General features: G+C 67.4%; 19 protein-coding genes and 1 tRNA gene. 9 read left to right on the top strand and 11 right to left on the bottom strand.

The features are described from left to right. Positions 1-168 precede the first annotated feature (168 nt). The 3 genes from pyrC to ruvX all read right to left on the bottom strand — a co-directional run bounded on the left by pyrC (position 169) and on the right by ruvX (position 3310). The gene (pyrC, locus tag ACW173_RS23190) at positions 169-1470 is read right to left on the bottom strand and encodes a dihydroorotase (RefSeq protein ID WP_492082453.1); all 1302 of its coding nucleotides are present in this window, start codon (positions 1468-1470) and stop codon (positions 169-171) included. Then, the gene (locus ACW173_RS23185) at positions 1467-2462 is read right to left on the bottom strand and encodes an aspartate carbamoyltransferase catalytic subunit (protein WP_492082451.1); all 996 of its coding nucleotides are present in this window, start codon (positions 2460-2462) and stop codon (positions 1467-1469) included. The genes pyrC and ACW173_RS23185 overlap by 4 nt, the downstream gene beginning before the upstream one ends. A gap of 377 nt (positions 2463-2839) precedes the next feature. Beyond that, positions 2840-3310 carry a Holliday junction resolvase RuvX gene (gene ruvX, locus ACW173_RS23180; protein WP_492082449.1) on the bottom strand — a complete coding sequence of 157 codons (471 nt, stop codon included), beginning with the start codon at positions 3308-3310 and terminating at the stop codon, positions 2840-2842. 82 nt (positions 3311-3392) lie between these two features. Between ruvX and gatC the strand changes: the two genes are divergently transcribed. Together gatC and gatA are read left to right on the top strand one after the other, a co-directional pair. Beyond that, positions 3393-3680, top strand: a complete 288-nt coding sequence (gene gatC, locus ACW173_RS23175) for an Asp-tRNA(Asn)/Glu-tRNA(Gln) amidotransferase subunit GatC (protein WP_492082447.1) — start codon at positions 3393-3395, stop codon at positions 3678-3680. A gap of 1 nt (position 3681) precedes the next feature. After that, positions 3682-5151 carry an Asp-tRNA(Asn)/Glu-tRNA(Gln) amidotransferase subunit GatA gene (gatA, locus tag ACW173_RS23170; protein WP_492082446.1) on the top strand — a complete coding sequence of 490 codons (1470 nt, stop codon included), beginning with the start codon at positions 3682-3684 and terminating at the stop codon, positions 5149-5151. Positions 5152-5252: 101 nt separating this feature from the next. Here the strand turns inward: gatA and ACW173_RS23165 are convergent, their stop codons facing one another. Beyond that, a complete protein-coding gene (locus tag ACW173_RS23165) occupies positions 5253-5846 on the bottom strand; it encodes a hypothetical protein (RefSeq protein ID WP_492082444.1) in 594 nt (197 codons plus the stop codon). 239 nt (positions 5847-6085) lie between these two features. Here ACW173_RS23165 and gatB point away from each other — a divergent pair, with 239 nt between their 5' ends. After that, on the top strand, positions 6086-7585 hold the full coding sequence (gene gatB, locus ACW173_RS23160) for an Asp-tRNA(Asn)/Glu-tRNA(Gln) amidotransferase subunit GatB (protein ID WP_492082443.1): 1500 nt from the start codon (positions 6086-6088) through the stop codon (positions 7583-7585). Between the two features lie 77 nt (positions 7586-7662). On the opposite strand, the gene ACW173_RS23155 is transcribed toward gatB, so the two are convergent. Beyond that, positions 7663-8061, bottom strand: a complete 399-nt coding sequence (locus ACW173_RS23155) for a proteophosphoglycan 5 (RefSeq protein ID WP_492082441.1) — start codon at positions 8059-8061, stop codon at positions 7663-7665. Positions 8062-8253: 192 nt separating this feature from the next. Next, positions 8254-8730 (bottom strand): RcnB family protein, encoded by a 477-nt coding sequence (locus ACW173_RS23150; protein ID WP_492082439.1) that lies wholly within the window; start codon positions 8728-8730, stop codon positions 8254-8256. A 199-nt stretch (positions 8731-8929) separates the two neighbouring features. On the opposite strand from ACW173_RS23150, the gene ACW173_RS23145 reads away from it, so the two are divergent. Then, a complete protein-coding gene (locus tag ACW173_RS23145; protein WP_492082437.1) occupies positions 8930-9655 on the top strand; it encodes a glutathione S-transferase N-terminal domain-containing protein in 726 nt (241 codons plus the stop codon). 174 nt (positions 9656-9829) lie between these two features. Beyond that, positions 9830-10108, top strand: a complete 279-nt coding sequence (locus tag ACW173_RS23140; RefSeq protein ID WP_492082435.1) for a sel1 repeat family protein — start codon at positions 9830-9832, stop codon at positions 10106-10108. Positions 10109-10156: 48 nt separating this feature from the next. On the opposite strand, the gene ACW173_RS23135 is transcribed toward ACW173_RS23140, so the two are convergent. Further along, on the bottom strand, positions 10157-10897 hold the full coding sequence (locus ACW173_RS23135) for a polysaccharide biosynthesis/export family protein (protein WP_492082433.1): 741 nt from the start codon (positions 10895-10897) through the stop codon (positions 10157-10159). Between the two features lie 85 nt (positions 10898-10982). On the opposite strand from ACW173_RS23135, the gene ACW173_RS23130 reads away from it, so the two are divergent. The 3 genes from ACW173_RS23130 (at position 10983) to ACW173_RS23120 (ending at position 14529) form a co-directional block, all read left to right on the top strand. After that, the gene (locus tag ACW173_RS23130) at positions 10983-12488 is read left to right on the top strand and encodes a GumC family protein (protein ID WP_492082432.1); all 1506 of its coding nucleotides are present in this window, start codon (positions 10983-10985) and stop codon (positions 12486-12488) included. Positions 12489-12562: 74 nt separating this feature from the next. Next, positions 12563-13264, top strand: a complete 702-nt coding sequence (locus tag ACW173_RS23125; RefSeq protein ID WP_492082430.1) for a P-loop NTPase family protein — start codon at positions 12563-12565, stop codon at positions 13262-13264. Positions 13265-13350: 86 nt separating this feature from the next. After that, positions 13351-14529, top strand: a complete 1179-nt coding sequence (locus ACW173_RS23120; protein WP_492086046.1) for an O-antigen ligase family protein — start codon at positions 13351-13353, stop codon at positions 14527-14529. Here the strand turns inward: ACW173_RS23120 and hfsH are convergent. Genes hfsH through hfsE form a run of 4 tightly spaced genes read right to left on the bottom strand, consistent with a single transcriptional unit; the run spans position 14526 to position 19189 of the window. After that, positions 14526-15299, bottom strand: a complete 774-nt coding sequence (hfsH, locus tag ACW173_RS23115; protein WP_492082428.1) for an oligosaccharide deacetylase HfsH — start codon at positions 15297-15299, stop codon at positions 14526-14528. The two genes, ACW173_RS23120 and hfsH, sit on opposite strands and share 4 nt — an antisense overlap. Further along, positions 15299-16228, bottom strand: a complete 930-nt coding sequence (hfsG, locus tag ACW173_RS23110) for a polysaccharide biosynthesis protein HfsG (protein ID WP_492082426.1) — start codon at positions 16226-16228, stop codon at positions 15299-15301. Before hfsG ends, hfsH begins: the two co-directional genes overlap by 1 nt. Further along, positions 16225-17664 carry a polysaccharide biosynthesis protein HfsF gene (hfsF, locus tag ACW173_RS23105; protein WP_492082424.1) on the bottom strand — a complete coding sequence of 480 codons (1440 nt, stop codon included), beginning with the start codon at positions 17662-17664 and terminating at the stop codon, positions 16225-16227. Before hfsF ends, hfsG begins: the two co-directional genes overlap by 4 nt. 10 nt (positions 17665-17674) lie before the next feature. Next, positions 17675-19189 carry a polysaccharide biosynthesis protein HfsE gene (gene hfsE, locus ACW173_RS23100; RefSeq protein ID WP_492082423.1) on the bottom strand — a complete coding sequence of 505 codons (1515 nt, stop codon included), beginning with the start codon at positions 19187-19189 and terminating at the stop codon, positions 17675-17677. Positions 19190-19320: 131 nt separating this feature from the next. Between hfsE and ACW173_RS23095 the strand changes: the two genes are divergently transcribed. Beyond that, positions 19321-19411, top strand: a tRNA-Ser gene (locus tag ACW173_RS23095). The last annotated feature ends 163 nt before the right edge of the window (positions 19412-19574 follow it).

Raw genomic sequence — 19574 nt, 5'->3', positions numbered from 1 at the left:
AGTTGTGGCGTTAGGTGTAGTGCAGAGTCGGGATGCTTCCAAATCTCCTCCCCCGCGATGCGGGGGAGGTGGCCCGGAGGGCCGGAGGGGGCGGGCTCGGCCTACGCCGCATTAGCCCCCTCAGTCGCTCCGCGACAGCTCCCCCCGCATCGCGGGGGAGCAGATCTTCTACCCCTCCGCCCGGTGCACCACGCGGCCGTCGACCACGGTCATCAGCACCTGGCCCTGCAGCCTGCGTCCGTCGAACGGCGAATTCTTGGACTTGGACAGCAGGCGGGCGGCATCCACGATGATCGGGGCGTCGATGTCGCACAGCACCAGGTCGGCCGGGGCGCCGGAGGCGATGCGGCCGCCGCGCAGGCCAAGCAGTTCGGCCGGCGCCAGGGTGACGGCGCGGATCAGGTCGACGAGGGCGATGCGCTCGTCGTGGTACAGCGAAAGCAAGGCCGGCAGCAGGGTCTCCAGGCCGACGGCGCCGGGGGCGGCCTCGTCGAACGGCAGGCGCTTGTCCTCGGCGGGAGCCGGGCTGTGCGAGGAGACGACGATGTCGATCAGCCCGCTGGCCAGCGCCTCGATCAGGGCCTGGCGATCGTCCTCGCCGCGCAGGGGCGGGTTCAGCTTGGCGAAGGTGCGGTAGTCGCCGATGTCCAGTTCGTTGAAGGACAGGTGGTTGATCGACACCGAGGCGCTGATCCGCAGGCCTTTTTTCTTGGCGCGATCCAGCGTCTCCAACGCTTGGGCCGAGGTGATCTGGTCGACCAGCAGCTTGCCGCCGGTGGCTTCCAGCAGGGCGACGTCGCGCTCCAGCATGATCCGCTCGGCCATCGGCGAGATCGAGGGCAGGCCCATGCGACCGGCGAACTCGCCGCCGATCGCCGCGCCGCCCTTGGCCAGCCACGGGTCCATCGGACGGTGGGCCAGCAGGGTGTCGAAACCCTTGGCGTAGGTCAGGACGCGCTGCATGACCTTGCTGTCGACGATCGGCTTGCCCGCATCGGTGATGTAGACGCAGCCGGCTTCGCGCATCAGGCCGATCTCGGCCATCTGCTCGCCGTGCAGGCCCTTGGTCGCCGCGCCGGCCACCAGGATGCGGGCGCTGTCGATGTCGCGGGCCCGGCGCAGGATGAAGTCCACCACGCTGGGATCGTCGATGGCCGGGGCGGTGTCGGGCTGGACGACCATCGAGGTGACGCCGCCGGCCGCCGCGGCCTTGGCCGCGCTGGCCAGGGTTTCCTTGGTCTCGGCCCCGGGCTCGCCGGTGCGGACGCGCAGGTCGATCAGGCCGGGGGCCAGCAAGGCGCCGCCGCAGTCGACGACCCGCACGGCCTTGGAAAGCTTGCCGAACTCGCGGCCCTTGGCCACGTCGGCGATGACGCCTTCCGAGACGATGACGCCGCCGGGACCGTCGTAACCGCTCTCGGGGTCGACCAGGCGGGCGTTGACGAGGGCGAGAGGCTGGGCGGACGTCATTGCTTCGCCTCCAGGCGGGCCGAGAGGCTGGTCAGCACCGCCATCCGGGCGGCGACGCCCATCTCGACCTGGTCCTGGATCAGGCTGACGGCCGGATCGTCGGCGACGTCGCTGTCGATCTCGACGCCCCGGTTCATCGGGCCCGGGTGCATGACCTTGGCGCCGGGCGCGGCGCGGGCCAGCTTTTCGCGATCAAGGCCGTAGAAGCGGAAGTATTCACGGGTCGAGGGCACGAAGGCGCCCTGCATCCGCTCCAGCTGCAGGCGCAGCATCATGACGACGTCGGCCCCGGCCAGGCCCGACTTCATGTCGTGGTGCACGGTGACGCCCCAGCGCTCGGCCTGGGCCGGCATCAGGGTGGGCGGACCGACCAGGCGCACGCTGGCGCCCAGGGTGTGCAGCAACGCGACGTTCGAGCGCGCCACCCGGCTGTGCAAGACGTCGCCGCAGATCGCCACGGTCAGGCCCGAGACGCGACCGAAGGCGCGGCGGATCGACAGGGCGTCCAGCAGGGCCTGGGTCGGGTGCTCATGCTGGCCGTCGCCGGCGTTGACGACGTGGCCGCTGACCTTCTGGCTGAGCAGGCTGGCCGCGCCCGACGAGGCGTGGCGCACGACCAGCAGGTCGGGCCGCATGGCGTTCAGCGTGACCGCCGTATCGATCAGGGTCTCGCCCTTGGCCACCGACGAGGTCTTGGGGTTCATGTTGACGACATCGGCGCCCAGCCGCTTGCCGGCCAGCTCGAACGAGCTCTGGGTCCGCGTGCTGTTCTCGAAGAACAGGTTCATCAGCGTCCGGCCGTGCAGCAGGTCCAGGCTCTTGGACGTCTGCCGGTTGAAGGCGACGAAGGCGTCGGCCAGATCCAGCAGGTCGGTGGCCTGTATCGCGTTCAGGTCGCCGGCGGACAGAAAGTGGCGTTTTGGAAAGGCGAAGACGCGGGCGCGGATCGCATCGATGGCCGCGCGGGCGGGGTCATGGGCTGAAGCCGTCATGAGCCCGCGTCTTAGGCGGCTTTGGCGGGGAAGGGAAGGCGCGCAGAGTGGACGGTGTGGTTCGCTCCACAGCAACATTCTTCGTCGTCATCCCGCGCTTTGCGCGCGGGACCCATTTATCCGCCGGTGGGGAGGAGCGGATATCTGGCTCTTCCGTAGAAGCTGAACCATGGATCCCGCGCTATTCGTCCGGGCGTGGCCCGGCGCTCCGCGTCCCTTTCCATGACTTCAGCGGCTGGCCGCGTGAGGGCGATGTCACTTGCCCCGCCTGACCGCTTCGCGGTCGTCCGCCCCCGGAGGGGGCAGAAGGTGGCGCGCGATCTTCTTCCCCCTCCGGGGGAGGAGCGCCGTAGGCGCGGAGGGGGCAAGTGCGTGTCTTACAGCCCCCGCATCCGCTCCAGCGCGCCCTGCAGGATCCACCCGGCCGCCATCTTGTCCACGACCTCGTCCCGGCGCTTGCGAGACACGTCATGCTCATCAATCAGCACCCGGGTCACGGCCGCCGTCGACAGGCGCTCGTCCCAGAAGGTGATCGGCAGCTCGGGCTTGATACGCAGCAGGTTCCTGGCCAGGGCGCGGTTGGACTGGCAGCGCACGCCTTCGGTGCCGTCCATGTTCATCGGCAGGCCGACGACGATGCCGAGGGCGCCGCGGCTGGCCATCAGCTTGAACAGGGCGTCGGCGTCCTGGGTGAACTTGGTCTTTTCGATCAGGGCCAGGGGGCTGGCGACCGTGCGGGTGACGTCGGAGACGGCCACGCCGATGGTCTTCTCGCCGGGGTCCAGACCCACGATCGGCGCGTGTTGGGGGAGGGCGGCGGCGAAGTCGGCGATGTCGAGAACGGGCATGGCTCTAGATAACAGAGGAGGGCGTGCTTGAAACCTTGTCTCGGGACCGCTAACCCACGCTCTCGAATTTCAGGAGATCCTCATGGCCATTGACGCCGCCACGGTGCGGAAGGTCGCCCGGCTCGCCCGCATCGCCGAACCCGAAGAGCGCCTGGAAGGGCTGGCTCAGGAACTGAACGGCATCATGACCTGGATCGAGCAGCTGGCCGAGGTCGACACCGACGGCGTCGAGCCGCTGACCAGCGTCGTGGCCGCCGGCCTGCCGCTGCGCGACGACGTCGTCACCATGGGCGGCGATCCGGCCCGCGTGACCAGCAACGCGCCCAAGTCCGTGAACAACTTCTTCGTCGTGCCGAAAGTGGTCGAATAAGATGAGCCTGACGAAGCTGACCCTGAAGGCCGCCGTCGACGGCCTGGCCAAGCGTGAATTCACCTCGGTGGAACTCACCAAGGCCCACATCGAAGCCATCGAGGCCGCGCGTGGCCTGAACGCCTATATCCTGGAGACTCCGGAAAAGGCCCTGGACATGGCCGCCAAGTCCGACGCCCGCCGGGCGCTGGGCGAAGCCGGCCCGCTGGAAGGCGCGCCGCTGGGCGTCAAGGACCTGTTCTGCACCGACGGCGTGCGAACCACGGCCTGCTCGAAGATCCTGGAAAACTTCGTGCCGACCTACGAATCGACCGTCACCAGCCAGCTGTGGCGCGACGGCGCGGTGATGCTTGGCAAGCTGAACCTTGACCAGTTCGCCATGGGCTCGTCCAACGAGACCTCGTACTTCGGTCCGGTCACCAACCCCTGGCGCGCGTCGAACTCGAACAAGGCCCTGACCCCGGGCGGCTCCTCGGGCGGTTCGGCCGCGGCCGTCGCCGCCGACCTGTGCCTGGGCGCCACGGCGACCGACACCGGCGGTTCGATCCGCCAGCCGGCCGCCTTCACCGGCACCGTCGGCATCAAGCCGACCTATGGCCGTTGCTCGCGCTGGGGCGTCGTCGCCTTCGCCAGCTCGCTGGACCAGGCGGGGCCCATCGCCAAGACCGTCGAGGACGCGGCGCTGCTGCTGACCTCGATGTCGGGCCATGACGCCAAGGACTCGACCAGCCTCGACATCGCCGTCCCGGACTTCACCCAGTTCGTCGGCAAGTCGGTGAAGGGCCTGCGCATCGGTATCCCCAAGGAGTACCGCGTCGACAACATGCCGGCCGAGATCGAGAAACTCTGGCAGGACGGCATCGCCTGGCTGAAGGACGCCGGCTGCGAGATCGTCGACATCACCTTGCCGCACACCAAATACGCCCTGCCGGCCTACTACATCGTGGCTCCGGCCGAGGCGTCCTCGAACCTCGCCCGCTACGACGGCATGCGCTACGGCCTGCGCGAGGACGGCGCCAACCTGACCGACATCTACGAGAAGACCCGCGCGTCGGGCTTCGGCGACGAGGTCAAGCGCCGCATCCTGATCGGCACCTATGTGCTGAGCGCGGGCTATTACGACGCCTACTATCTGAAGGCCCTGAAGGTGCGCCGCCGCATCGCCGAGGACTTCGACAACGCCTGGGAAAAGTGCGACGCGATCTTGACCCCGACCGCGCCCTCGGCCGCGTTCGGTCTGGGCGAAAACAGCAACGACCCGATCGCGATGTACCTGAACGACGTCTTCACGGTGACGACCAACCTGGCGGGTCTGCCCGGTCTGTCCCTGCCGGCCGGCCTCGACGCCAACGGCCTGCCGCTGGGTCTGCAGATCATCGGCAAGCCGCTCGACGAGGGGACGGTGTTCTCGGTCGCCGGGGCGGTCGAGAAGGCCGCTAACTTTTCGGCGAAAGCCGAAAAGTGGTGGTGAAAGTGATCTTCACGGCCAAGGCCGAGAAGTGGTGGTAAAACGAAAAGGGCGGCTCCTCGCGGAGCCGCCCTTCTTCTTGATCGGGGTGTGGGACCCTGATGTTACATCGGCGCGACGGGCTCGGCTGGCGTCGCCGGAGCCGGAGCGACCGGCGCCGGGATGACCAGCGGAGCCGGCTCGGCGATCGGAGCGCTCACGGTCGGCGGGGCGGCCGGAACGGTGGCGCTGACGTTGGCCGAGGCGCTGTCGGCGGCCGGAGCGCTTTCGCGGACCGGCGCGGCGCGGCGAGCGGCCGGACGGGCCGGAGCCGTGGCGCGGGCCGGGGTCGATCGGGCGACCGGAGCCGGCTCATTGGCGGCCAGTTCGGTCGGCCGCGGGATCGGGGCCGGCGTGGCGGCGGTGCTGGCCGGGACCGGCGTGGCGCTGGCCGGCGGCGGGCTTTCGGCGGCGGCGGTCCGCAGAGACTGCGGATCGGTCGGGGCCTCGGCGCGATTGGCCGTCATGGCCCAGATCATGCCGCCGGCGACGACGGCGACGATCGGCGCGCCGACCAGAAGCGGCAGGTTGCTGCCCGCCTTTTTCTTCGGCGTGCGAGCATAGACCGGTTGGCTGGGAAACAGAGCCGAAGCATTGGGATCGGTCATGACGACCGGTTCGGGAGCATCAAAATTGAGAGTAGGGCGGGCGGTGGGCATTTCTACCTCCGTGAGTGAGCTGTTCGAGAAAATGAACGGTGCGATAACTCGGCGGTTCCCTTGCCCTGCAATGGCGCCGGATTTGACTCAATCCGGCCTTATTCAAGGAAGTCGAAAATCGAACGGCTTGGCTTACCAGGAACTGGCGCGAAGCCTTGCCGGCCTTGGGCCGGAGAAGATGCTACTAGCGACGTCCGAGAGCTTTTCCGGCCCGGCCCGCTTGATGTAGAGAGACGGCCATGACGCAAGATTCCAAACAGATCCAAGGTCGCACCGGCCCCTGGGAAATGGTCCTCGGTCTCGAGGTGCACGCCCAGGTCGCCAGCAAGTCCAAGCTCTTCTCGGGCGCCGCCGTCGGTTTCGGCGCGGGTCCGAACGAGCAGGTCAGCCTCGTGGACGCGGCCATGCCGGGCATGCTGCCGGTCCTGAACCGGTTCTGCGTCGAGCAGGCGGTGAAGACGGGCCTGGGCCTGAAGGCGCAGATCAATCTGAAGAGCCGCTTCGACCGGAAGAACTACTTCTATCCCGACCTGCCGCAGGGCTATCAGATCAGCCAGTTCGACCAGCCCATCGTCGGCGAGGGCGTCGTGACGGTCGAGCGCGACGACGGCACGACCTTCGACGTGCGCATCGAGCGCCTGCACCTGGAACAGGACGCCGGCAAGTCGCTGCACGACCAGGACCCGAACGCCACCTATGTGGACCTGAACCGGGCGGGCACGGCGCTGATGGAGATCGTCTCCAAGCCCGACATGCGCACCTCGGAAGAGGCGGCCGCCTACGTCAAGAAGCTGCGGACGATCCTCGTCTATCTGGGCACCTGTGACGGTGACATGGAAAAGGGCAACCTGCGCGCCGACGTCAACGTCTCGGTCTGCCGTCCGGGCGCCTACGAGAAGTTCCGCGAGACCGGCGACTTCAAGCACCTTGGCACGCGCTGCGAGATCAAGAACGTCAACTCGTACCGCTACATCCAGCAGGCCATCGAGTACGAGGCCCGGCGCCAGATCGAGATCCTGGAGGACGGCGGCAAGATCGACCAGGAGACCCGCCTGTTCGATCCGACCAAGCTCGAGACTCGCTCGATGCGCAGCAAGGAAGAGGCCCACGACTACCGCTACTTCCCCGATCCGGACCTGCTGCCGCTGGTCCTGGACCCGGCCTGGGTCAAGGATCTGGAAGCGAAGCTCCCGGAGCTGCCCGACGCCAAGAAGGCGCGCCTGCAGAGCCAGTACGGCCTGTCGGCCTATGACGCGGGCGTCCTGATCATCGAGAGCGACCGCGCCGACTACTTCGAAGCGGCCGCCAAGGGGCGTGACGCCAAGCTGGTGTCGAACTGGGTGACCAACGAGCTGCTCTCGAAGCTGTCGTCGGGCGGCCACGAGATCGCCAACTCGCCGCTGCCGTCGTCGGACATCGCCCAGCTGGTCGAGCTGATCGAGAACGGCACGATCTCGTCGAAGATCGCCAAGGAGGTCTTCGAGCACATGTGGGCCGGCGAAGGCCGTCCCTCGGAGATCGTCGAGAAGCGCGGCCTGGTGCAGATCAACGACACCGGGGCCATCGAGAAGGCCATCGACGACCTGATCGCTGGCAATCCCGACAAGGCCGAGGCCGTGAAGGACAAGCCGCAAGCGCTGGGCTGGTTCGTCGGCCAGGTCATGAAGGCCACGGGCGGCAAGGCCAATCCCGGCACTGTCAACGAGCTCCTGCGCAAGAAGCTCGGCGTCGCCGACTAGGCGCTAGCGACGGTCTGGAAACGACGAGGGCCCGCGGCGAAAACCGCGGGCCCTTCTTCGTTGATGCGAATGTCTTGTTATTGCGGCGTCGTCGGCTGGGGCGGCGCGCTCGAAGCGCCCGGATCCGCCGTCGATGACGTGGTCGCGTCATCGTGCTTCTTGTGCTTCTTGCCCTTCTTCATGGGCTTTTCGCCGGTCATGGCCGACTGATCGTCGGTCGCCGGGGCTGTGGTCGAGCTGGGAACGCCGGCGCTGGTGGCGCTGTCGGCTGGCGCCGGAGTCTCGGTGGCCGGCGGGGCGGCGGAGGTCGTCGGGTCGGTGGCCGGCGGGGTCGTGTTCGTCGGCGCCGGCGTGGTCGTCATCGGCTGTGGGTTGGCGGGCGAGGTCTGTGGCAGGGTCGATTGGGCCAGGGCCGAACCGGCGTAAGCGGCGGCGGCCAGGGTCAGGGCGGCGGTGGTGATGCGCAGGGTCTTCATCGGGTCATGACCGTTTGCTGCAGCGTCGGAATGTGACGCGAGGCCAACGCTGGCTCGGCAATGCGGTCGAAATGACTTCGCAATCGGGCCGTTAAGCCTAATACGCGGCGAGGTTGCGGCGCTTGTGGCCGCAAAACGGCGTCCCAGGCATTGCCCAGGACGCCGTCTCGACGAACTCAAAAACTGGCAGGTCTAGTGGTTGGCGATGACGTCGAAGATCAGGCCGCTGGCGATGGCGGCGAGCACATAGTCATTGCCGGTCCGATACCAATAGTAGCCCCGGGGCGGCGGGCGCAGGCGATAACGATGATAATCGCTCACGACATAGCTGCGTCCGCGATAGTATCCGGGAAGATACGCGCCCCGTTGCCACGAGGTATAACCGGGGCGGAAGCCAGGGCGGCCGTAGTAGGCGGCCGGCGGCGGGCCATACGACCAGCGATTATTGTAATAATATCCGTTGTGACGGCCGCGGTCCCAGCGATCACCGCGGTCCCAGCCGCCACGGCGGTCGTCGCGATCCCAATGACCACGGTCACGGTCCCGGCCGCGATCCCGGTCATGATGTTCCCAGCGTCCGCGATCCTGGGCGGCGGCCTCGGTGGCCGTCAAGGCCAGCGGCCCGGCCACGGAGGCCACGGCGGCGATGGTGAGCAGCAGACGTTTCATCTCGTCTTCTCCTAGTGGTCGGGCGGCCCTTTCGAAGCGCCGCCTAGAAACTTCCCTCGACCTTGAAACGCACAATGTCCGTCTTCGGCTGAACCCAAGCTGAACGGCGCGCTCAGGCTTTCGCTCGGATCACCCTTGGCGTGGCGAACGGTCGCGACCATGTTCTGAAACAACGACGATGATAGGGGAGGGAGGGCCGATGAGCCGTCCGATCGAGCTGCACTACTGGCCTACGCCGAACGGCTGGAAGGTCTCCATCGCGCTAGAGGAAATGGGTCTGCCCTATGAGATGATCCCGGTGAACATCGGGACGGGCGAGCAGTTCAAGCCGGAATTCCTGGCCATCAGCCCCAACAACCGCATGCCGGCCATCGTCGATCCCGAAGGTCCAGACGGGGAGCCGATCTCGATTTTCGAGTCTGGAGCCATCCTGCAGTATCTGGCCCGAAAGAGCGGCAAGTTCTACGGCGAGACCGAGCGAGACCGGGTGGCGATCGACCAGTGGGTCATGTGGCAGATGGGCGGCCTGGGTCCCATGGCCGGCCAGACCCACCATTTCCGTCAGTACGCTCCGGCGATCATCGCCGACCAACGCCAGATCGCATACGGCGCCATACGCTATACCAACGAGACCCACCGCCTTTACGGGGTGCTCGACAAGCAGCTGGAAGGCCGTGATTTCATCTGCGGCCAATTGTCCATCGCCGATTTCATGAGCTGGCCGTGGGTTGTGCCTTGGAAAAATCAGGGCATCATTTTGGATGAGTTCCCCAATCTGAGGAGCTGGTTCGAGCGCGTCGGCGCGCGCGAGGCGGTGCGGAAGGGCTTCAAGCTCGGCGCGGAATTGCGGGCCGGAGGGCTGCAAGCGTCTGGAAAGGCTGCGGAAGATGCTCGCAGAGTCCTATTCGGACAGCGCGCGCGTTAACCTGCTGTATACTGGCCTTTACGGGAAGTAATCACTTCTAATAACCAGTATACTAAGTGTCGCATTCATGATGTCCGCGCGCTTAACTATATGTTCAGTGGCTCTGGACTTTTCTGCTCTCAGGCTCAGATCCGGCAAAACGTCGGGGGCGAGCTCGAGAGAGGAGACTGAGCCATGATGATGATGCAAGAACCGCCGGCCGCCGTGGTGATGCTGCCGCTACCGACGCCTGAGTCCACCGGGGACGAACTGTTCCGCATGGGCCTGCTGTATTCGACCGGTCAGGGCGGCGCGCCGCTGGACTACGTCTCGGCTCACATGCTGTTCAACCTGGCCGCTATGCGCGGTTCGGTCGAGGCCAAGCTTTACCGCAAGGAACTGTCGCAAGAGATGGCCAGCGACGAAGTCGCCGAAGCCCAGCGTCAGGCCCGCGAATGGCTCGCCCACGGCTGAGCCCGGTCCCCCGGGTTCAGGCTATCCTCGGGTTGACCGGGAACGCCTCTAGTTGACGTTCCCGTTGACCGCGTAGCTGAAGCTGATCGGCAGCAGGTCCCGGAAGTACTGCTGCATGAACAATCCCGTCTCGGCCACGCCACTGCGCGGCACGTAGACGACGTCGAAGCGGCGCAAGGGCACCAAGTCCGCGCCGCCCGGACTGGTCAGGCCCTGCAGAAGATTGGCCGTCCGCAGCATCGCCCGCCCATCGGGGCCGCGACGAATGATCACGACCTGATTGCGCTTGGCGCCGTTGGTGAAGCCGCCGGCCTGGATAACCGCGCGCAGAGCGTCGCCGTCGCCCGCCATGTCGAACACGCCGGGATTCTTGACCTCGCCGCCGACGAAAACCTTGAGCGGCTGCGTCGATTTGACCGACACCTGAACCTGTGGCCGCAGGAGCGTGCCGGCATAGGCCTGGCTGATCGAGCCCTGCAACTCCTCGATCGTGCGATCCGCCGCCATGACCGGCTGGGCAAGGGGCAGGCTGATCCGCCCGTCCGGCTGCACCGTCGCGGTCTTGCTGAGTTCAGGGGCCGACGGCACCGTCACTTCGACCTCGTCGCCCGGATAGAACCGGTAAGAAGGCTCCGCCTCGCTCCAGTCGGCGTAACCGATATTAGAGAAGTTCGCGCTAGATCGAGGGCCCGGCGTGATCGGCTCGGCGTCGATATGGCCGCAGGCGGAGACTCCGCCGGCCAGCAGGATCACGGCCAAGGCTGTCATGAGGTGCGTGCGACGTTGCATGCGACAAGTCTTAACAGGAATGGGTAACGAACCCTTAAGGCCGGCCACCCCAGGGTGCGAGACAGATTGAACCGCTTGGATTCGTATGTCGACGAGCGCCTGGACCAGCGTGCCGCACGACCCGCCGCCTAGAATGGCCGCGGGGCTCGGTGGCGCGCGTCCGAAATATGCGCCGACCGACTTCGTCACCCTGCTGTGGCGCGAGCGTTTCCTGATGCTGGTCGTCTTCTTGGTCATCGTGATCGCGGGCTTCGCCTTCGCCACGACCCTGAAGAAGAACTACACCGCCGAATCCAGCCTCTTCGTTCGCTTGGGCCAGGAATATGTCTACGAACCCCGCGCCGGCGACGCCGGTCGCGGCGCGGTGCCCAACATCGACGAGGTCATCCAGTCGGAAGCCGAGATCCTGGGCAGCGGCGAGCTGCGCGAGCGGGTTATCCGCAAGATCGGCTTCGCCAAGATCTTCCCAAAACACGCCGCCAAGTACGCCGGCGCGACCCCCGAGGGTAAGCGCAAGCTGATCATGGAAGGCCGTGACGCGATCGGTAAAAGCCTGAAGATCCAGACCGCGCCGGACAACTCAATCATCCGCCTGGGCTACCAGAGCGACGATCCGGACATGGCCGAGAAGGTGCTCAACACCCTGCTTGAGGAATACCTCGTCTATCGCCGCAGCCTGCTGATCGGCGGCGACACCACTATTCTCCAGCGCCAGCGCGACATTTTTTCGCGGAAGCTGGCCGAAGCCGACACGGCCTATCAGTCGTTCCTGACCACGAACGACATCGGCGACTTCACCGCTCAGAAGACCGCCCTGACCCAGCTTCAGGCCCAGGTCGAGCAGCAGAAGTACTCGATTGAAGCGCAGCTGCAGGACCGCGTCGGCCGCCTGGCCGCCGTGGAATCGGAGCTGGCGCGCACGCCGCCCGAAGCGATCCTCTATCGCGACATCGACATGTCGGCCTCGACCAAGCTGGCCCAACTGAAGCTGGACCGCGAGAGTCTCCTGGCCCGCTATACGACCGGCGCCGCGCCGGTGCAGGACATCAACGCCCAGATCGCTCAGCTGGAGGCCGGCCTCGCCGCCGGCCGCACCAATGGCGAGGGGGCGCGCCGCAGCGGTCCGAACCCGATCTGGCAGACCCTGACCACCACCCGTAATGACCTGCGGGCCGAGGTCGCGGCCCTGCGGCAGTCGCAGGCCGCCTACGCCCAGCAGGTCACCGACGTGAATAGTCGCTTGCTGCGCCTGGCCGGGCTGGAGCCGCAGTTCAACGAGCTGTCGCGCGACCGGGACGTCCTGTCCTCGAACGTTCGCGACTTCACGGTCAAGGAACAGCAGGACGAGGCCCAGCGGCAGATGTCGGCCGAGAGCAGCGACAACATCCGCATCGTCCAGCGCGCCGTGGCGCCCACGACGGGCAAGAGCCTGAAGAAGCCGGTGCTGATGCTGGCCATCATGTTCGCGGCCTTCACCGCTCTGTGCGTCGGCCTGGTCCGCATGTTCCTGCGGCCCGGGCTGCAAACGCCGGAATCGGCTTCGCGCACCTTGGGCATGCCCGTCCTGGCCACGGCCGGGGTTAAGCGGTGAGCTGTTTCGTCGCCTTCCGCCGACAAGGTTAATGTCGCAAGTTGCGGGCTTCTGAGTACGCGGCGATTCGTTAGATGGTCGATTTGAACGTCGAGATGACCGAGCTTTGGGGTGCGCTGGGCGCGCCTCCGGCCGGCCGTCCGCACGTCATTCAATTCGTGTCCGCCCGGCGAGGTGAGGGAACCTCGACGGTCGCCCGTGAGTTCGCGCGTTTCGCCTCGCGTCGCGCCGGCCGCAAGACCTGGCTGATCGACATGGACCTGAACAGCCCCAGCCAGTTCCGCGAACTGGCCTCCGAGCCAGGCCGCTTCGGTCCGATGGGGCCTCCGGTCGCGGCTTCGCCCGACGGTTCGGTCTTCTTCACCGTCCAGCCGCCCGCGCCGCGCGCCGAGGGCGGCGTTTGGCCCGACGCCAAATACCTGACGGGCCACAGCGTCGGCGGACCGCGCCTGTGGGTCGCCCGCTTCAATCGCGAAGCCCTCCGGGGCCGCCAGCAGGCCCATGTCATTCCGTCGGCCGACTATTGGCGGGCGCTGCGCAAGCACGCCGAGGTGATCGTCGTCGACAGTCCGTCCATCGACCGCTCCCAGGCCGGCCCCACCGTGGCCCAGCACATGGATCAGACGGTGATGGTCGTCTCGGCTGACCAGCCCGACGTGCGTCAGCCGGCCATGCTGCGTGACGCGCTTACCGCGGCCGGGGGACGCTGCGCGGGCATGTTCTTCAACAAGGTCTCGGTCGAGCCGCCCGGCTTCCTGAAGGCGATCCTGCCGTGACCAGCGTGGCTTCGGGCGCGGCCTGGGACCGCCAGGAGGCCCGGACGCTCGAGCCGTCGCTGCTGACCGTCCTCTTCGCCGTGGTCATGCTGCTGATCTACACCGGCGGCTGGCAACTGCCGCTGTTCGGAGAGAAGGCCGACGAGTCCGCCTCGGGCCTGCTGCGCGTGGCCTTCCTGCCAGCCTACGGCCTGGCTTTCCTGCTGGTTCTGGGGCGGCCGTGGAACATGGTCCGGGTCACCATCCGGCAGCCGTTCCTGATCATCCTGATGGGCGTCGTGGCCGCGTCGATCTTCTGGTCGATTCAGCCCGACGTCTCGATAAGGCGAGGCTTCGCGGTAGGCTGCACGACCGTCTCAGGCCTGGCCTTGGCCTCCCGGTTCAAATGGCTCGACTTGGCGAGGGTGTTCTCGATCACCTTCTGCGTCCTGATCGTGGCCTGCTACATCGCCTGTATCGCCTTCCCGTCGATCGGCATCATGACCGAGCTCTTCCCCGGCGCCTGGCGCGGCCTGTGGCTGGAAAAGAACTCGTTGGGCGGGATGATGGCCCTGGGGTGCTGCCTGCTGTGCGCCACGGCCCTGCTGGACCCGCGACACGCCCGCGTTTGGCTGGGCTTCGCGGCTCTGTCCGTGGGGCTGGTGATCATGTCGCAGTCCAAGACCTCGCTGGCCTCGCTGATGCTGGGCCTGATGGCGCTAGGCTTCGTCTGGATCTGTCAACGCGGTCCGGCCTACGCCGCCGCGGCGACCTGGACCGGAGTGACTGGCTTCCTGCTGCTGCTGGCGTTCATCGTGTTCGCCTCGGACGTCTTCTTCGGCATTCTGGGTAAGGACGCCACCCTGACCGGTCGCACCCAAATCTGGGAAGCCGCCTTCCGCCAGATCGAGCTGAGACCCTGGCTAGGCTATGGCTACGCCGCTGTCTGGAGCGACAAGTCCGGCTGGGGGCCGCTGGCCTGGATCGTCCATGACGCCAAGTTCACCCCGCAGCACGCCCACAATTCCTGGATCGAGCAGTTGGTCGGCATGGGCGTGGTCGGCCTGACCGCCTGGGGTTTCTTTTATCTGCAGACCATGGCCGTGGCCTTGATCGCGGTGTTCCGCGACCGTGGCGCGATGCTGGCCTTCCCGTTCCTGATCGTCTTCACTCTGGTCAGCCTGACCGAGAGCATCGCGGTCGTCTACAACGACTTCCGCTGGGCCGTGTTCGTGGCCTTGGCGGCGAAACTAGCCTTCTCGGACCGCGCCCAGGATAAGGTCTAGAGCCCGATCCGCTTGGCGCCTTCGGCCACCGTCACCACGTCGAAGCCTTCCGCCACCGCCCGGTCGATCAGTCGTTCCAGCGCGCCCGTCGTGCAGCCCCATTGCGAGGGCTCGTCGGCCACATCGTGGGTGTAGAGGATCAGCCAGGCCTTGCGGGCCTTGGCCCTGTCCAGCCAGCCGTTGGCCACGGCCTCGCCATTCTCGCCCTCGATGCCCACGGCTGGAGCCTGGTTGAGGTCGGCGCCGTCGGCGATCAGGCCGTGGTGCAGGGCGCGCAGGGTCTTGAAACGGCCGGCCAGCGCCGTCTTGGCCGGCGCGCCGACATCGCCATACGGATAGGCGAAGCTGACCGGATCGGGCGTGCCCCATTGCGCCAGGCTCTCGGCGTTCTGGTCGACATCGGCCAGGGTCACGGCCTTGGACGACTGGCCGCAGTCCAGGTGCGAGAAGGTGTGGCAGGCGATCTCGTGCCCGGCCTCGTGCAGGCGGCGGGCGTCCGCGCCCGTGGCGAAACGGCCCATCGGACCCTCACGGCCGGCCAGACCGGCGGCGAAGTAATAGGTGCCCAGCAGCCCGCGCTTCTCCAGCGCCTTGGCGCCGGCCTCGCAGGCGGTGGCGGGGGCGTCGTCGAAGCTGAACGAGACCATCGGCCGTTCCAGCGCCACCTTGGCCGGCCGGCGGTGCGCCAGGCGGATCAAGCGGCGGCGCAGCTTGCCCTTCAGGCCGCGGTCGGGCTCGTAGGCGTCGACCTTCTCGAATTGCACCTGCATCAGACGGCCTCGATATAGAGGGACGCGCGGTACAGCCGCATGGCGAACGCGCGAAGGGATAGGGGAGCGGCCTCGGCCAGGGCGAAGCTCTTCAGCATCGGCCGCCACACGCCACGCAGCGGGAAGGGCTTCAGAGCCTTGGCGACCTTGTAGCTGGGATAGGCGCTGACGATGTCGCGGTGGCTAGCCACCACGCGGGCGAAGTTGGCCGCCGACTGCTCGTACTTGGCGGCCATGGCCGGCGCCGGATCCAGGCCGAGGTGCGTGGCGGTGTTGTCGATGTGCAGGATCGGATGCCGGCGCACGACCCGCATCGCCCACTCGACATCCTCCCAGCCCCAGCCGGCGAAACCCTCGTCAAAGCCGATGGTCTCGAAGACGTCGCGGCGGACCAGCAAATTGGACGTGAAGACGTGCTTCTCCGGCGCCTTGGCGCGCCCGGGGGCGGGGGTGCAGTCGCTCTTCAGCGCCATGGCCCGGTGCAGGGCGGTCTCGGGCCGCTGCGGCGTCTGGTCCAGGGTGAAGCCGCCGAACGCCACCGAGGCGTCGCTGTCGGCCACGGCGGCCCAGCGCGAGAGGAAGTCCGGCGTGTCGGGCAGCATGTCGCTGTCCAGGAACAGGAAGTGACCACCGCGCGCATGGCTGGCCAGACGATTGCGACCCTTGGCGCGGCCCTCGTTGCTGGACAGGCGCACGAAGCGCACCGGGACGCGCAGCTTCTCGATCCGGCGGGCGATGCGTTCGGCCAGGGCGTCGTCGCCGCCGCCATCGTCTAGCACCACGATCTCGGCTCCGGCGCTGGGATCGTCCAGCGCCTTGAGCAGGGCGACGGGATCGTCGCGGAAGGTCGGGATCAGGACCGACAGGCGCGGCCGCGCCTTGGTCCAGGCGGCGTTCTCGATACGGATTTCGGTGATGGGCGCGGTCATGACGCTTGGGCCCTCCGGTGGAGGATTACAGAAAGCTTGGCCCGCAGGCCGCCGACGTCCAGGGCGAGCACGATCGCGCCATAGACGGCCGCGCCGACGCCGGCCTTCAGGGCCAGCTCCAGAACGCCGCCGAACGAGGGCAGGAGCCGCACGACCAGGGCCATGGCGACGCAGGCCGCGCCGGCCTTGGCCAGTACGTCCCACGGGATCGGCAGCGGGCAGGCGCGGCGGCCCAGGGCCCAGGCGGCGACGGCGCCGATGCCGTAGCTGACCGTCGTGGCCCACAGGGCGCCGTCCAGGCCCATGCGGGGGATCAGGACGAGGTTCAGGATCACATTGACGACGGCCGGCGCGCTCATGCTGACGATCAGCAGCGGCGTGCGGCGGGCCAGGGTGAAGGCCTGCAGCAGGTAATAGGTCGTCACGCCCGACAGCCAGCCGCTGGCGGCGATCCAGGGGGTGACGTGGCTGGCGCCGACGCGCAGATCCTCGCCGACCATCAGCTCGGCCAGCGGGCGGGCGACCAGGGCCAGGCCCACGGCGGCGGGCAGGGTCAGCAGGGTCATGAAGCCGGCCTGCTCACGCGCGGCCTCGGTCAGGGCCGGTTGGCCGCCGCGCTCCAGCGCCGAGATCAGGGCCGGCGCGCCGGCCATGCCCAGCCAGATGAACACGACGTCCAGGGTGCGGCTGCCGAGGGAATAGCCAGCGTGATAGACGCCGACCGTGGCCTCATCCAGGAACGCGCCCAGCAGCAGGCGGTCGGTGCTGGCCAGCACCAAGGCCAGGATCAGCGACATAGACACCGGCAGGCCGTAGGCGGCGTAGATTTTCGCCAGGCTCTTGTCGAACTTGCCGCCCGCCATGCGCTTCAGCTCGCCGGGCAGCACCAGGATCACGCACAGGGCCGAGATCACGCCGACGCCGAGGATCGGCGCCGCGCCGCCCAGGCCGGTGAAGGCGAGGGCGAGGCCGACGAGAAAGCCGCCCAGGGTCTGGACCATGGTCAGCATCGCCGCGCCCGATACCTCGCCGGCCGCGCGTCGGCGCTCCAGGGCCAGCTTCATCAGACTGTTGACCAGGCTCGAGGCCAGGGCCGCGACCACGGCGATCTTCAGCGGCGCGTTCAGCGGCAGGATCGTCACGATAGCGCAGGCCAAGGGCACGACGACCGCCGCGCCGATCCACAGCCGGAACAGGGTCGCGAAGTGGTCGGAGAGGCGGCCGTCCTCTGTGCGTGTCGCCAGGAAGCGGGCCATGGCGGCCTCGGTCCAGGTCAGCAGGATCGTCTGGGTCAGGCTGCCGACCGAGAACGCCAGGGCATAGACGCCGTACTGCGCGGGATCCAGCACACGCGTGAACAGGACGATGGTGAGCAAGCCCACCACGCCCTGCACCACGTTGACTGGCAGATAGCCGAGAACGCCGCGCCAGAACATCGCCGGCCGCCTAGCGCACGGCCGACCGATCCCCCAGCAGGCAGGGGATGGTCATGACGATGACGTAGAGGTCCAGCCAGAACGACTGGCGCTCGATATATTCGACATCCAGGGCCACGCGCAGGCGCACGCTCTCGGGGGTGTCGACCGGGCCGCGCGAGCCCTTGATGGCGGCCCAGCCGGTCAGGCCGGGCTTCATGCGGTGACGATGAGCGTATTGCGCGACCAGCTTGGCCGACTCCACGCCGCCGGTCTTCATGCCGATGGCGTGGGGGCGGGGACCAACGATCGACATCTCGCCACGCAGCACGTTGAACAGCTGCGGCAGCTCGTCGAGGCTGGTCTTGCGGATGAACTTGCCGACCTTGGTGACGCGGTCGTCGTCGGCGCTGATCTGGCGCGCGGCGCTGGCGTCGGCCATCTCGTGGCGCATCGACCGGAACTTCCAGACGAGGATCTCCTCGTTGTTGAAGCCGTGGCGACGCTGGCGGAAGAAGATCGGGCCGGGGCTGTCCAGCTTCACGGCCACGGCGACGATCAGCATGACCGGACCAGCGACCAGCAGGCCCGCGACCGTCACGGCCAGGTCCTGGGCGCGCTTGATCCAGGCGTGGCGCGCATTGGCGACAGCGCCCGACAGCTCGTTCTCGCCGCCAGCCGCGATGCGGGCCAGGGCCGCGTCGTCGTCGGCCGGACCGCCCACGTCGATGAAGAGGTTCAGCGGATTGGGCAGGACGCCCAGCTTGTCGACCAGCTGCCGCACGCGGTTCTGGGCGGTCGACTGCACGGCGATCACCACGCGGTCGACATAGGGCATGATGCGGTGGTCGAGCAGGGCGGTGGTGTCGCCCAGCACCGGCACGCCCATGATGTTTTCCGGCGCGCGGTCCAGGCGATCGTCGAACACGCCCAGCACATTGACTTCACCCGTGCGCATGGCCGCGTCGATCAGGCGCTCGGCATTGGCCGTGGCGCCGACGACGACGATGTTGGGGGTCAGGCGGCCTCGCTGGCGGCCGCGCGCGATCACGCTCCACCAGATGGCTTGCAGCGCGGCGAGCGCCGCGGTCGCGCCCGCCAGCGCCCACGCCGTGAAGGGCCTGGCCTGGCCGGACAGCAGCATGGCCGCGACGGTGATGGCCAGGCTCGCGCCCAGGGCTAGAGCGGCGCGGGTCAGGTGGCGCGGCAGGGTCTGCTGGCGCGGAAATTCATAGGCGCCCAGGGCGCGCAGGGCGATCAAGGCCGTGACGGCCCACAGTCCGCCCGACAGCGGATGGCCCTTCAGCGCCAGAACCAAGGCGGCCCCGGCGGCGACCACGATGTCGACGATGCGGAAGGCGCGCGCCAGCACGCGGGCTTCCAGCCTGGCCCGCGTCGGGATCAGCTGGCCAGGCCGGAACGGCCCCCGCCGCGCCCGCCCGGGATTACCCCCACCGCTTCCGCCGACGCGCGCGGACGCCTCCGGCGCGGCCACGAAGGCTGAGGCGTTTTCAGCGTGAACACGGGACTGGGAAGCAGGAGGCATGGCGCTCTTCATTGAGAAAACCATGTTCAACCTAGCGTCGCCGTCTGAGCGTCACGTTAACACCGGAATTTTCCGATATCGGCCGTTGTCATCCTGAAGCGAACAGGCTATCGAACCGCTCCCTCTCAGGAGGAGACGTGGCCGAGAGGCTGAAGGCACCGCTTTGCTAAAGCGGCATACCTCAAAAGGGTATCGAGGGTTCGAATCCCTCCGTCTCCGCCATCCCCGCTTTCATTATCATCCAGCCGTGTCCAGGTCTGTCCAGGATTGCGTATAAAATTGCTTATTTTCAAGCGTTTATGACGCTTCGGTGTGATTCTGGAGTCCGGGTGCGTCCATTCGGGTTCACTCCTATGAGTTTCCAGACCGTATAAAGAACCGTATA

Source organism: Caulobacter sp. ALps2, assembly GCF_058681635.1.
The sequence above is the reverse complement of the archived record's forward strand: the minus strand, read 5'-3'. Positions and strand labels throughout refer to the sequence as shown.